Source organism: Streptomyces sp. NPDC036764 (assembly GCF_055609385.1).
The window spans coordinates 2,472,606-2,485,011 of sequence record NZ_JBVJPT010000001.1 but is presented as its reverse complement, the minus strand read 5'-3'; the positions used below and the strand labels follow the sequence as shown (position 1 = coordinate 2,485,011).

General features: G+C 65.7%; 11 protein-coding genes and 5 pseudogenes. 8 read left to right on the top strand and 8 right to left on the bottom strand.

All coding sequences use genetic code 11. The features are described 5' to 3' along the window. The first annotated feature begins 537 nt into the window (after positions 1-537). The 3 genes from ACZ69Q_RS10235 (at position 538) to ACZ69Q_RS10225 (ending at position 2,514) form a co-directional block, all read left to right on the top strand. The gene (locus tag ACZ69Q_RS10235) at positions 538-1,029 is read left to right on the top strand and encodes a DUF6174 domain-containing protein (protein ID WP_471039328.1); all 492 of its coding nucleotides are present in this window, start codon (positions 538-540) and stop codon (positions 1,027-1,029) included. A gap of 319 nt (positions 1,030-1,348) precedes the next feature. Then, positions 1,349-1,882, top strand: a complete 534-nt coding sequence (locus tag ACZ69Q_RS10230) for a zinc metalloprotease (protein ID WP_471039325.1) — start codon at positions 1,349-1,351, stop codon at positions 1,880-1,882. A gap of 185 nt (positions 1,883-2,067) precedes the next feature. Further along, positions 2,068-2,514, top strand: coding sequence for a hypothetical protein (locus ACZ69Q_RS10225; RefSeq protein ID WP_471039323.1), 447 nt, complete (start codon positions 2,068-2,070; stop codon positions 2,512-2,514). 521 nt (positions 2,515-3,035) lie between these two features. On the opposite strand, the pseudogene ACZ69Q_RS10220 reads toward ACZ69Q_RS10225, so the two are convergent. The 5 genes and pseudogenes from ACZ69Q_RS10220 to ACZ69Q_RS10200 form a co-directional block, all read right to left on the bottom strand. Then, positions 3,036-3,470, bottom strand: a pseudogene (locus tag ACZ69Q_RS10220) (IS5 family transposase); the annotation flags it as partial. A 98-nt stretch (positions 3,471-3,568) separates the two neighbouring features. Then, a pseudogene (locus ACZ69Q_RS10215) lies at positions 3,569-3,950 on the bottom strand (transposase); the annotation flags it as partial. A gap of 47 nt (positions 3,951-3,997) precedes the next feature. Then, positions 3,998-4,814, bottom strand: a pseudogene (locus ACZ69Q_RS10210) (IS5 family transposase). Between the two features lie 72 nt (positions 4,815-4,886). Next, positions 4,887-5,054 (bottom strand): hypothetical protein, encoded by a 168-nt coding sequence (locus ACZ69Q_RS10205; protein WP_471039321.1) that lies wholly within the window; start codon positions 5,052-5,054, stop codon positions 4,887-4,889. Between the two features lie 575 nt (positions 5,055-5,629). Next, positions 5,630-6,193, bottom strand: coding sequence for a DinB family protein (locus ACZ69Q_RS10200; RefSeq protein ID WP_471039318.1), 564 nt, complete (start codon positions 6,191-6,193; stop codon positions 5,630-5,632). A 489-nt stretch (positions 6,194-6,682) separates the two neighbouring features. Here ACZ69Q_RS10200 and ACZ69Q_RS10195 point away from each other — a divergent pair, with 489 nt between their 5' ends. Beyond that, on the top strand, positions 6,683-7,189 hold the full coding sequence (locus ACZ69Q_RS10195) for a SigE family RNA polymerase sigma factor (protein ID WP_471039315.1): 507 nt from the start codon (positions 6,683-6,685) through the stop codon (positions 7,187-7,189). Positions 7,190-7,420: 231 nt separating this feature from the next. On the opposite strand, the gene ACZ69Q_RS10190 is transcribed toward ACZ69Q_RS10195, so the two are convergent. Continuing rightward, positions 7,421-7,666, bottom strand: a complete 246-nt coding sequence (locus tag ACZ69Q_RS10190) for a hypothetical protein (protein ID WP_471039312.1) — start codon at positions 7,664-7,666, stop codon at positions 7,421-7,423. Positions 7,667-7,803: 137 nt separating this feature from the next. Here ACZ69Q_RS10190 and ACZ69Q_RS10185 point away from each other — a divergent pair, with 137 nt between their 5' ends. Further along, positions 7,804-9,528: a dolichyl-phosphate-mannose--protein mannosyltransferase gene (locus tag ACZ69Q_RS10185; protein WP_471039308.1), complete on the top strand. Its 1,725-nt coding sequence runs from the start codon at positions 7,804-7,806 to the stop codon at positions 9,526-9,528. 95 nt (positions 9,529-9,623) lie between these two features. On the opposite strand, the pseudogene ACZ69Q_RS10180 reads toward ACZ69Q_RS10185, so the two are convergent. Then, a pseudogene (locus ACZ69Q_RS10180) lies at positions 9,624-9,950 on the bottom strand (IS701 family transposase); the annotation flags it as partial. Between the two features lie 205 nt (positions 9,951-10,155). Between ACZ69Q_RS10180 and ACZ69Q_RS10175 the strand changes: the two are divergent. The 3 genes and pseudogenes from ACZ69Q_RS10175 to ACZ69Q_RS10165 all read left to right on the top strand — a co-directional run. Next, positions 10,156-10,647: an SRPBCC family protein gene (locus ACZ69Q_RS10175; RefSeq protein WP_471039306.1), complete on the top strand. Its 492-nt coding sequence runs from the start codon at positions 10,156-10,158 to the stop codon at positions 10,645-10,647. A gap of 268 nt (positions 10,648-10,915) precedes the next feature. Then, the gene (locus ACZ69Q_RS10170) at positions 10,916-11,320 is read left to right on the top strand and encodes a DUF5958 family protein (RefSeq protein WP_471039303.1); all 405 of its coding nucleotides are present in this window, start codon (positions 10,916-10,918) and stop codon (positions 11,318-11,320) included. Between the two features lie 179 nt (positions 11,321-11,499). Then, positions 11,500-11,726, top strand: a pseudogene (locus ACZ69Q_RS10165) (IS30 family transposase); the annotation flags it as partial. A 33-nt stretch (positions 11,727-11,759) separates the two neighbouring features. Here the strand turns inward: ACZ69Q_RS10165 and ACZ69Q_RS10160 are convergent. Continuing rightward, positions 11,760-12,221, bottom strand: coding sequence for a hypothetical protein (locus ACZ69Q_RS10160; RefSeq protein WP_471039299.1), 462 nt, complete (start codon positions 12,219-12,221; stop codon positions 11,760-11,762). Between the last annotated feature and the right edge of the window lie 185 nt (positions 12,222-12,406).

Sequence of the window (12,406 nt, the reverse complement as noted above, 5' to 3'; positions counted from 1 at the left end):
CCAGGTGGGCGTGGACGAGGTGCACGCGCTGCCCCAGTCGGTCGGAAGGGGGGGCGGGCGAGGTGAGCACATCCACCCAGGACTTGTCGCCCCACGGGAGGGCGACCACCCAACATTCATCCGGATGGCCTTGGCGGCCTACAGTCAGCCAGTACGTCAACATCGCGCTGCCGTCCGGATGGTGCTCGACCGTCATTTTGGTGACGTCGAAACGGAGTCCGTCAGCCGTGACGTACGAGCGGCTCAAAGCCTGCTCAGCTGGTGTCTGTTCTTCCACAGGGGCAACCACCCTTTCACCTCGGCCCATACCCCAACACCGCGTTTTAGCAACGAGCATCCCCCGCGGCGGCCCGCTGATCGACCTTGCAGGTCGTCAGGAGGTTGCTGGTCCCGCGGGTACGTGAGCAGTTGCGACCTCAGGGAGGTTGAACGTCTGTGCGGCGTCTCGGTCGCCTAGGTGCTCGGGGACCGTGATCGCCTCGAACGTTCTGGGGAGGGGCGGCGTCATAGTCGTAACCGTTGAAGAAGGGGACCGCCATGGATCTCGTACACTCCCGGGCCCGTTCCTTGCTCTCCGCTGCCGCGCTGATCGCGGGGATGGTGTGGGTGACCGCCGCCTGTGGCGGCCAGACGTCTCCAGAACCAGCCGAAGGGATTTCACCGAAGGGCACGACCACACAGAGCAACGCCACGTGGAACGAGCCTGCCTCCTACGTCTACACACTCACCTCGAACGAACAGGCCCTGGCGGGGAGCTTCCGGGTGACGGTCCGGGACGGCAAGGTGACCAAAGCGGTGGGCCTCGACGACAGCAGTCGGGAGGTGGTGGAGCGAGGACCTGGTCAGATCCCCAAGATCGGCGACCTGCTGGACAGGCTGGAGAAGGCCCGGCACGAGCAGGCGGACACGGCGGACGTGGAGTACGCCCCCGACGGGCATCCCTTGCGGATCATCCTGGACTGGGACGAGAACTCCATCGATGACGAAGCCAAGTACGTCATCAGCTCCTACGAACCGGCTGGCAGTTAGGTACCTCAACCCGTCGCCCCCGGCGCAGACGGACCGTACGTGGACCCGGACACCGTATGCCTGCCGACGAGCGCGGCCGGTCGAATGCGGAATTCGACCGGCCGAATAGTTCGACCAGACGAACGATCGGGATGAAACGCCTGCGGTAAAGGCGCCCGTACGTCAAAGAATGACTGAAAACCGGCCGGAATAAGCGGAACTCGTAATTCCAAAGAAAAACGTTGCGTCCATCCATTTCGGACACTTAGCATTCCTCAGGCACCACAGGAGGCACACAGGTTCCATGCCACGGCTCTTTCAGCCAGTGAGGAATGAAAGTATGCGCTTGATGCGTCTGGCCCGAAGCCTTGTCATCACGTCCCTGGCGACCGCTTGCACCATCGCGCTTTTCGCCGCACCCGCACACGCCACCTACTGGTCCGGAGGAATGCCCCGCGCTGATTTCTCGATAAGAACCTACTCCTACAACCCCACGTGGCAGGGCCCGCTCGACAACGGAATTGTGAACTGGAACGGAACGCCCACTCCGGCGGCGATCGGCAAGCTGTCCAGCTCCCCCAACACCCTGACGGCGACGTCCTACTCTGACACCTGGTACGGCCTCTTCACCTCGTCTGGCCCGCGCGACAGCAGCCGCACTTTCACGATCAAGCTGAACAGCAGGACGATCTCCAGGGACGCCACCAACTTCAGCAACATGGTAACCCGCGTCTTCTCGCACGAGCTGGGCCACGGACTCAGCATGGCCGACAATCCGTCCACGTCCTCCTCGTCAATCATGAAATACACGGCGTGGAACACTCTGGTGAAACCAACGACGTACGACATCGCCGAAGTAAACCGAATCTACTGACGAGCGGGGGAAAAGTGAAGAAGAATCGGTTCCTCTCCCTGGCCTGCGCCGCAGGAATTCTTTCCTTAATTACGGCGTGTGGATCCGGAGACAGTCAGTCGTCTACGCCCAACCAGGTCGCGTACCATGCCTCGTACCCCGATTTCTCCTCTTCCGAGGAGCTCTACGGAAAAGCAGACCTCGTCGTGCGGGCGGTAGTACAGCCGGGCACGGAAGTCCGAAAGCTTTCGTCCGGCGGAACGGACAGCGACGACCCCCGACTCAACCCCCAGGCCGGCGTGGACAGCGGCGAGCAGCCCGCCGAAGACCCCGTTGTGGTGACGGTCCGCAAGATCAAAATCACCAAGCTCCACAAGGGCGTCGGCAAGGTCGGGGACACCATCGAGGTCAAGGAACTCGGGGGCGACCTGGGCGGCACCGAGTACGTCTCCGACGAGTCCACGCCCCTCGTTCCCGGAAAGCCGTACTTGCTCTTCCTGACCACCTTCCCGGACCAGCCAGCCTCGGTGATCACGCCGGTGCAGGGCCAGTACCCCTTGGACGGCGCGGGAGAGCCGCAGTCCCTCCCCCACAACAAGCTCAAGATGACCACGAAGGATCTGGAGCAGCTCACCAAGGCGGCGAGCCAGTAGCCACCAAGGCGGGCACGCAAGAGCGGCCTGACAGACGGCTGCGAAGGCCAAGCCGCACTGCCTGACAGGCCGGGCGATCGGCGAGATACTCGGAGTGCCGATACCGCCCCGCTCTGGAGAGAGTGCCCACCGTGGTCCTGGCGATGTCGCTGGCATTCCTGTAGGGCTACTCCTTCACCTTGTTCGCGGTCCGCCGGGTTGGCTTGGACCACAAGTCCGCGATCGAGGTGGCCCTCGCCACGCCGGTCAACAAGTGGATGATCGGCTGCGGCAAGGGCCGTTCCCCCTACCACTGACAACCAACCCGACCGGTTCAAGGCCGGGGTACCCCGACACGACAGGGGTGCCCCGACCTCGATGCGTTGTGACGAGTGCCTGTGGCGTGAAGCAGTTACCCGGCGCCGCTCGCCCCCTCGGGGAACTGCTCAACCTGAACAGGCCCGGAGCGCCCGCGAAAGTCGGGTACCTGGCGTCTCGGTCGGTCCGCTTGCGTAGCGCCGGTGGCGCAGTAAGAGGGTGCCCTACGTGGTGAGGCGGACCAGTCGCTTGTAGCAGCACAGGGCTGCAGCGAGACCGAGAAAGGCCAGGTAGTTGCGGGAGTGGCGTTCGTAGCGGGGGCTGAGTCGGCGGTAGCCGGACAGCCAGGAGATCGTCCGCTCGATCACCCACCTGCGGCGGCCCAACCGTTCGCTGGACCCGATGCCTTTGCGGGCGATGCGTACGCCGATGCGCTTGCCTCGTAACCATTTCCGCTGGTGAGGCGCGTCGTATGCCTTGTCCGCATGGAGGCGCTGGGGCTTGAAGTGGCGGCCGCGATGAGGGTCGTGTCTCGTTTGGTGACCCTCGACCATGGGCTTCAGTGCTTCGCTGTCGTGGGTGTTGCCGGCCGAGACGCCGACGACCAGGGGCAGTCCGTTCGCGTCCGACAGGACGTGCATCTTGGAACCCGGCTTGCCCCCTTGAGTTCTAGCGGTCGTCGCAACACCTCTCCCTGAGGGGTGTGATGTTCGAGATCCGCAAGAACCGGACCAAGGCTTTGGGCGGCCGCAAGCGGCTGGTCCACGGGGCTCGGACCTGTGTGTTCGCCCCTTTTTTAGCCCTCACATGGGCGGTGTCGAGGACAACACGGGTGACGTCAATGAGGCCAGCGTCGTCGAGGCGGTGCAGCAGGGCTTCGTGCAGGCGGCCCCAGACGATGGCTCTTGACCAGATCAGGAACCGGCGGTGAGCCGTCGACTTCGATATGCCGAAACAGGACGGCAGTTGGCGCCAGGCGCAGCCGCTGACCAGCACGTAGCCGATGGCCGCGAACAGCGTCTCATCAGGCGTGTCCTGCGTCCCGCCACCCTGTGGCCGCACCTTCGATGGTGGGATCAGCGGCTCGGCGATCTCCCACAGCCCTCCGGAACAATCCAACTCCACGTACCCCGCCCCATAGACAGCCCAACGAGCGATCACCACATAGGACACCGTCTAACTGGCCCTAACAAAGCCTCTGGACGTGCCGGTGGGTGATCAGGCAGACCGCGAGTCCGAGGAAGGCCTCGTGGATGTCGTCGCGTCGTCCCCAGCGGATCCGTAAGCGGCGAAAGCCATGCAGCCAGGAGATCGTCCGCTCAACAACCCAGCGGAAAGTGCCCAGTCCCGTCCCGTGCGGCTGGCCACGCTCGGCGATCGCCGGCCGGATCCCGCGCTGCCGCAAGAGCCGTCGGTACTTGTCGTGATCGTAGCCGCGGTCGGCGAAGAGCACGTCCGGCCGTCTGCGCGGCCGACCGACGACTCCAGCCACTGCCGGGATCTTGTCCAACAGGGGCAGCAGCTGGGTGACATCGTTGCGGTTTCCGCCGGTCAGAGACACCGCGAGCGGGATCCCTGGCCGTCGGTGATGATGTGGTGTTTGCTGCCCGGGCGTGCGCGGTCGACCGGGCTGGGCCCGCTTTTGGGCCCCTGCGTGCGGCCCGGACGTGGGAGGAGTCGATCACCGCCCGCGACCAGTCCAGCTGATTCTTCGAGCGCAGCTTGTTCAGCAGCATCTGGTGCAGCTGGTCCCACACGCCGGCCTCGTTCCAGGCCGCCAGGCGCCGCCAGCAGGTCATGCCCGAACCGAAGCCGAGCTCCTGGGGCAGGTACTCCCACTGGATGCCGGTGTGCAGGACGAACAAGATCCCGCACAAGGCCTGACGGTCGGGCACTCGCGGCCGTCCCTCCACGAGCTTCGGCGCCGGCTCGGGCAGCAACGGCTCGATGAGCGACCACAGTTCGTCCGACACGATCCACGGCCGCGACTGACGCTTCCCCATGACCACATCAACGAGCGATCAAGCCGACAGTCACATGATCAACCCGCTTTTGTTAGAGCCAGTAAGCCCTGGTTAGGGGCGGACGCTGTACTTCCCGTCGGGCCGTTTGTGCAGCCATCCACGATCAGCGAGCTTCGTCAGCTTCCCGCGCAGCGGCTCCAGCCTGCCCCGCACCGAGGTGTCCAGGCCCAGCATCTCGCCGACGGCCCGGGTCGCCACGGGACCCCCAGCCTCGCGCACCGTGGCCAGGATGCGCCGGACTCCGCCGGCAGAGCGGACTCGGCCACCACCGGCGCACGGTCCGGGACCAGCCGCACCGCGCGCCCCGCCACGTGCACGACCGGCGAGGAGGCAGTATCCCCCGCTCAGCGGCGATCCGCTCGCCATCCGCATCACCACCCGCTCAGCCACGGCGAGTTCGTCCCGCTCGGACCGCACCTCCGCCAACTGTTTGACCATCTACTCTTCGAGGCCGTCCAGCTCCGCGCGTCGCGCCGCAAGCCGCTCCAGCACCTCGAGATCCGTTATGTGTCGGAGCGTAGAAACGCAACCCGAACCGACGGGCAGGAATCCGCATAACCATCCCTGCCAGACGATCTACACGCCAGACTGCCGCCCACGACCAGCACCAGCACCAGCACCCCGCAAACCGATCACGCCAGAGCCCTCGACTAGCACGTTCGAAGATGGCGAAGCTTCTTCGAACATGCAGGTAGAAGGGCGGTTAAAGATCGTGAGGACTCTCGGCGGCAGCAGCGACGGAGCGTCACGGAGCCCACGTAAGCCTCCGAAGCTCGATCGCCGGTTACCGAAAGTCATATTCGGTGCGGTACGGCTCCGTCCTGCCAGCGGTAGAGGTCGCGCAGCAGGGAAATCTCAGCGCCGTGATGGATCAGCTCCCTATTGACGTGCAGGACCCTGTTCTCCATGGGAAACCGCTCCGGACCCACCGTGGGCGGATTCTCCAGGTCAGCGTCCGAGAGCGCGCGGACCCCCTCGTTCCATCTCCCGTACATCTCATCGAGCTGTTTCAGCGCCTCGTCAGCGGTCCCCGCGTAGGCGAATGTCTCGGAGTCGACGTCCTGGCCGCCGAAGTACCATCCGACCCGATAGCCCAGGCACGAGACGATGATGTGTGCCAGCCGCCAGGCAATCGTGGTCACCGGCGCCGGCACCGGGCCAGGGGACGCGAAGTCCATCGTCCACTCCCCCGAACCTTCCGACATCGGTGCGGCCGACGTGCCACGCGGGCGGACACTCCAGCAGCCGCGCACCGGCTCCCAGAAGTACTCCTCATCGGTAAGACCGTCCAGCCGCGGCCGCAGGTTCGTGCGCCAGTGCCAGTCCAACTGCTCCGCGAGCCGCTCGCTTCTTGTCACTTCCGCACACTACATACAACGGGGATCTTGCTGCGACCCTCGCGGACGCCGTCGCCGGCCGTGGGCCGCAAGGGCGTACCGCACCGAGAGATGCCGCTGGGAGCTGATGTGCCTTCGGGCCGAGCCGCCGCGAACGGTTTCTTGAAACTAACAACCCGGCAGGCCGAGTTGGGTTCAACGACCTAAATGTAACTGTCTCAACCGATGACATGACGGACGATCAAGATCGTCGACTCCCGCCCGTGATCAGCATGAGTACCCCGAGCGAGCACCACGCCAGAGTCTCCGACCTGCATGTTCGAAGATGGCGAAGACTCACTGATGCGTGAAGCCATGCCTTGGTTTCATCAGGCTCAGGGGCCGCCCGCAACGTGCCGAACGCCTGGCGGGCTTGTGTAAGGCAGGTCACACGACGGGGGTGCATAGCCGGGTAGGGGCCAGTGTCTTCTTGAAGATGTAGGGGCGTGTCGAGGTGGAGGGGCGGCGCTGATGGGGCAGTTGCGGGCCGACGAGTTCGACCGGTTCGTGGCGGCTCGGTGGTCGGCGTTGCTTCACCTGGCTCGGCTGCTCACCGGCGGGGACCGGCACCGGGCGGAGGATCTGCTGCAGGAGGCGCTGGTCAAGCTGTGGTTCGCCTGGCCGAGGGTGGCCGAGCAGGCGCCCGAGGCATACGTGCGCAGGGTCCTGGTCCGTGCTGCGGCTCGCTCGGCACGGCGTCGCTGGTGGGGCGAGCACCCCGTGGAGCAACTGCCCGATCCGCCCGAGGTGGGGGACGAGACCGCTGCCGTGGATGAACGGACCCGGTTGGAGGCCATGTTGGCGTTGCTGCCGGCGCGGCAGCGGGCTGCGGTGGTGCTGCGCTACTACCAGGACCTGCCCGAGCAGCACGTCGCCGAGGTGCTGGGGTGTCCGGTGGGTACCGCCCGTTCGCTCACGGCGCGCGGCGTTGCACGGTTGAGGCTGCTCCTGGCTGAGGCAGCCAAGCCGGTGGAGTGAAGAAGGAGCCATGGACCACTTCGAGCAGGAGCTGGCACGGATGATGCGTGACAGCCAAGAGGACACGCCTTACGAGGACAGGCACCGGTACCGACTGCAAGCCGGCGTTCGCGCCCGGCAGCGGGCCCGGACAGCCTGGCTGGCCATCGGATCCGTACTGACCGTTGCCGGACTCGCAGTCGTACTGATGGTCCTGCCGAGCTCTTTCGCTCAGGGCGGGCCTACTGGCCCTCAGCCCCGCCCTGTCACCTCCACCGAGTCGGTCCCGATGCCGTCGACAGCCCGCCCCGCCTCTACTGCCGAAGAGGCACCGATGCCGAGCTGCACAGCAGCTACCAACGCCTCGACGGCCCGCCCCGCCTCCCCTGCCAAGGTGGTTCCGATCCCGACCTGCACGTCAACCACCAAGCCGGTACCGATGCCGTACCGCCCCTCCAGCTCTGAGCCGGTACCGATGCCGACACGGACTCCAACCATCAGGTAGCTCCTCGGTCAGGTTCAAGCGGTCCCGGTGGGTGAGGGCTGCCTGAGCCGGCGTGACCACCACCGACCACTGGGCGGCTTGATCTCTGCTGCCCTGTTCTCGACCTCTCGACGAGTTGAAAGCTGACCAGGTGAACCGTGAGAACGCGACCGCGTCTGTCGACGTGCCACGGACGGCGACGAATCGCCAACCGGCTCCCTGGGAGCGGCGGCTCCGTCGCTTCGGGCACGTCGAGCGCCCGCGTACGTCCACGCACGACCGCCTGGTGGTGCCGTTTCCCGAACCCAGCTCACGGCTGTGGCGCATGCTCGGGCTGCCCCCGGTGGCAGCGGGCAGGCTGGCCCACTGGTCGGGTTGGGGCGGCCCGATGTTGGTGGCGTTCCTTGCCGGGCTGGCGCGCTTTTGGCGTCTGGGCAGCCCGCGTGCGGTCGTCTTCGACGAGACGTACTACGCCAAGGACGCCTGGTCCTTGCTGCGGCTCGGCTACGAAGGCACCTGGCCGGACCGCAAGATCGCCGACCCACAGATCCTGGCCGACCCCCAGGTGATCCCGCTCTCTGAAACCGGGGCCTTCGTCGCACACCCGCCGACGGGCAAATGGGTGATCGCCCTCGGCGAATGGATGTTCGGCCTCAGCCCCTTCGGCTGGCGCTTCATGACGGCGGTCCTGAGCACTTTGTCGGTGCTGATGCTGTGCCGAATAGGGCGCCGCCTGTTCCATTCGACGGTGTTGGGCTGCCTCGCAGGAGCACTGATGGCGGTGGACGGTCTGCACTACGTGATGAGCCGCACCGCTCTGCTCGACCTCGTCGTCATGTTCTTCGTCCTGGCGGCGTTCGGATGCCTGCTCATCGACCGGGACCGTGCACGGGCCCGGCTCGCGGCGGCCTTACCGGCAGACGGCGACGGCCGCACGCGCCCGGACCAGGACACCGGTGACCGCGCCGGGACGGGAGCGCGTCCGTGGCGCCTCGCAGCCGGCGTCTTCCTGGGCCTGGCGGCCTCAACCAAATGGAACGGCCTGTATTTCCTGGCCTTCTTCCTCATCCTGACCGTGCTGTGGGACGTCGGCGCCCGCCGTATCGCGGGGGCACTCCACCCGTACCGTGCGGTGCTGCGCAAGGAACTCGGCTGGTCGGTGGTGTCCCTCGTTCCGGTTGCCGTGGTCGCCTATCTGGCGACCTGGAGCGGCTGGTTCCTGTCAGACGACGGTTACGGGCGGCATTGGGCGGACGGCCGCGGCGGCACATGGTCGTGGGTCCCGGCCCCGCTTCGCAGCCTGTGGCACTACGAGTACGGGGTCTATCAGTTCAACGTGGGGCTGAACACCTTCCACAAGTACGAGTCGAATCCGTGGAGTTGGCTGGTCCTCGGCCGTCCTGTCTTGTTCCACTTCCAGTCACCGGCGTCAGGGAAGGACGGCTGCCACGCGGCCTACGGCTGCTCGCAGGCGATCCTCGCCCTGGGGACGCCGCTGCTGTGGTGGTCGGCTTGCTGCGCACTGGTGTATCTGCTCTATCGCTGGGCGCTGCGCCGTGACTGGCGCGCGGGCGCCGTCCTGTGCGCAGTGGGTGCCGGTTATCTGCCGTGGTTCCTGTACCAGGACCGGACGATCTTCTCCTTCTACGCTGTCGTCTTCGTGCCCTACTTGTGCCTGGCCTTGGCGATGATGCTGGGCGCGCTGATAGGCCCGCCGGGGGCGACCGAGAAACGCCGCAAACGGGGTGCGGTGGCTGCGGGCACGCTGGTGCTGCTCATAGCCTGGAACTTCATCTACTTCTGGCCGATCTACACGGGCACGGCGATCCCGATCGACGACTGGCGGTCGCGGATGTGGCTGGATACCTGGGTGTAGCTGGGCAGACACACCACTAGGGCACGGCAGTCGGCCGTGGCCTCATGCCGTATTGGCCTTAGCACTCCAGCCGTAGTTGATGATCTTCATGCGTTTTAGGCTGTTTGTCGTCGGTAGTGGCCGTTGCGGGCGCGGGCTTGATGGCGGCGTCGCCAGTGGGACAAGCGGAAGCGGTGGGCTGCGCCGTGGACGGACTGGACGGCCAGGCTGGTGAACAGATGCCGGATCTCGTTGCAAGTCAGCGGGATCAGTTCGTCGGCGGTCGGTTGGCGGGCGTGTTCGTGGGCGACGGTGACGGCGAGAAAGGCGTGCGCGAGCATGGCTAGGGTGACCCACCGGCTCCAGGAGGTCCACCGTCTGACCTGGTGTTCGTCCAGTCCGGCCAGCCCCTTTCCGGATTGGAAGGTCTCTTTCACTCGCCACGTCCGCTGAAACGGCCCGCGATCCGGCCCATAAGGGCATCGAACATGTCCCAGCCAGCGAGCCAGGTCTACGCTATGGCCCGCGACCAGCTCTTGATCTTCGCTTGTCCACACAGCACGCGATGATCACCAGTGGCCGCATCTGTCCTCACACCGCCCCTGGCCAGCGAGATCGCGGTCTACGGCTGGGATACTTACGATAAACATGCTGGTCAATCTCGGCGCTTTCGGTTGGAGGAGGTTCGCAATGACACACGATGGCGGGCTGAGGCTGCATCTGCAGCGTGTCCTCCGCGCACCGCGCTCGGTCGTATTCCGAGCGTTGACCGAACCGCAGGAACTGGCCAAGTGGTGGGGCCCTGACGGGTTCACCATCCCAAGTGTGGAAAGCGACCTTCGGCCAGGCGGTAGGTATCGGATCGCCATGCAGCCTCCGGAGGGCGATCTGTTCTACCTAGTGGGGGAATTCGTTGAGGCCGACCCTCCGGAACGCCTCTCCTACACCTTCCGGTGGGAGGATCCTGATCCCGAGGATCGGGAGACGGTGGTGACGCTGTCGCTTCGCGATATCGGCGGTACACGGGCCGAGTTGGTTATCAGCCAGGGTGACTTCGCCACTGAGGCGCGCCAAGCTCTTCACGAGGAGGGCTGGTCTCAGAGTCTCAACAAGCTGGAGGAGCTGGTGTCGTCGGCCTGAGATCTTTGCCGCGAGGAGGGGCCCTGACGGTGGCCGTACCTGTCTTCGCACCGGCCCTGAACAGCAAGATCGCGATCCACGGCTGGAGTACTAGTTGCCACAGTTGTCATCGGTGTGGGCCAAATCTTGGTCGCTTGATGAAGTAGAGCGAGTTGTATCGCCCTGGCACACAGCGGTTTTCAAGACCAAAATGACGCCGGGCCCGAAACACTGAATGTCCTGCGCTGACGCAGGAGCCCTGCCTACGTCTGTCCAACGGGAGCCATTCATGACCGGACGCGACGTCATACTCAACGAACTCGCCCAAGGGCTGCGCCCCATGTCACAAGGCATTGATTGGTTCGACGGGCTCAGCCCGGAGGAGCAGTCCGAGACGCTGCTGTTCCTGCGCCATCACTGCGTGCAAGCTCGCGCCGTCATCGAGGATGGGTCGGAGAGCATCCGCCGTGCCGGACTGCGCCCGACGCATACGCCTGCGGTGCTGATCACACGCGGCCGAATCGACCAGCAACTGGGGAAGATCGCCGCTCTCGCCCCTCTCGATGAGCGCCGCAAGGCGTTCCGGCTGCTGATCGCGGTATTGGCGATCGCTGACGAACGGCGCCGCGAGCGCTTTTGCTCCGGCGGATGCGGTCATTGGTGGCACAGGCTGTCCGCCGTAGATCCCGCTTGATCGATCAGACCAGGCAAGCCACAAGGCGAAGAGGCCATTCTTCTAGTCCGGGTGTGCCGCAACGCAGCGGCCGGCCGGGGCGGTGCGCTGGTCGTGGGTCGAGTTCGCGGGTGGCTTCAGCAGCGCTGAGGGTGTCCAGGCAGCGTGGCTGGGGTGGTGCGGTGACGGGGGCGAAGCGGTCCGCTTGGGATAGAAGCGTCAACGGCCTGCTGCGCCAGTCCTTCCTCAAGGCACCGAGCCTCTGCCCTGCACACCCGCGACGACCTGTATGCCGTCGCCATCGAAGTCGACGGCCGCCCACGCAGAACGCTCGGCCGGGAGACCCCCGGCCGAGCGTCTGTCCAAGCTGCTCGCGGCCTGGTCAACTCACCGCGGTGTTGCAACGACCCCGAGGAGTTCCCCGTGAGGGAACTGCTCGTTGGTCGCGGTCCGGCGGCCGCTAGCAGAACCGGGTGTCCGGGAGCACGTTGTCGGGGTAGTCGATGTAATAACTGGCCATCCAGCCGTCGAAGTTGGGCGTGATGATGTAGACCCAGTACGGGTTGCCGCCCACTGTCTGGCTGCCGGTGGTCTGGCACCAGACCTCGAAGGAGAAGCCCGGGTTCACCTGCGCCCGGATGTCCGGGCAGTTGGCCGTGGACGGCGACATGCCGCAGGTGGTGAGGCTGGCGTTGTTGTGGCGCACGTTCACATTCGTGGCCCAGGTGGTAAAGGCGCGCTTGATGGAGACATCGCCTTCGCTCTTGCCTGCGACCGCGGGCCGGGGGCCGGACGTCACGGTGTTGCCGGCTCCCGCAGCGACGGTGGCGGCCGCGGTCTCCATTTGACCGGCGTCGGCAGGCGGTGCCATCGCGAGCACCGCCGCCAACGCCATCAACACGCCGAGAACAGCTTTACGCATCACAGCTCCTTGTCGAAGGAACAACCTGATCCAGCCCTGCCGCTCCTGCCTAGCGACCTCTACGGCCGACCAGTCGGCTGCGGGACGCAGCAGACGGCGACCTGTAAGCAGTCCGGGGCGTTGCCGATCCCGCTGGGAGCGTCGGTGCAGAACCCGGCCAGAGGGCCGCCGTCGCGGCCCGCGGC

Bases quoted from the DNA above. Each gene is read 5' to 3' on its own strand.
- ACZ69Q_RS10170 (WP_471039303.1), top strand. From the start codon at position 10,916: ATGACCGGACGCGACGTCATACTCAACGAACTCGCCCAAGGGCTGCGC.
- ACZ69Q_RS10235 (WP_471039328.1), top strand. From the start codon at position 538: ATGGATCTCGTACACTCCCGGGCCCGTTCCTTGCTCTCCGCTGCCGCG.
- ACZ69Q_RS10190 (WP_471039312.1), bottom strand. From the start codon at position 7,666: ATGGTTGGAGTCCGTGTCGGCATCGGTACCGGCTCAGAGCTGGAGGGG.
- ACZ69Q_RS10160 (WP_471039299.1), bottom strand. From the start codon at position 12,221: ATGCGTAAAGCTGTTCTCGGCGTGTTGATGGCGTTGGCGGCGGTGCTC.
- ACZ69Q_RS10195 (WP_471039315.1), top strand. From the start codon at position 6,683: ATGGGGCAGTTGCGGGCCGACGAGTTCGACCGGTTCGTGGCGGCTCGG.
- ACZ69Q_RS10230 (WP_471039325.1), top strand. From the start codon at position 1,349: ATGCGCTTGATGCGTCTGGCCCGAAGCCTTGTCATCACGTCCCTGGCG.
- ACZ69Q_RS10175 (WP_471039306.1), top strand. From the start codon at position 10,156: ATGCTGGTCAATCTCGGCGCTTTCGGTTGGAGGAGGTTCGCAATGACA.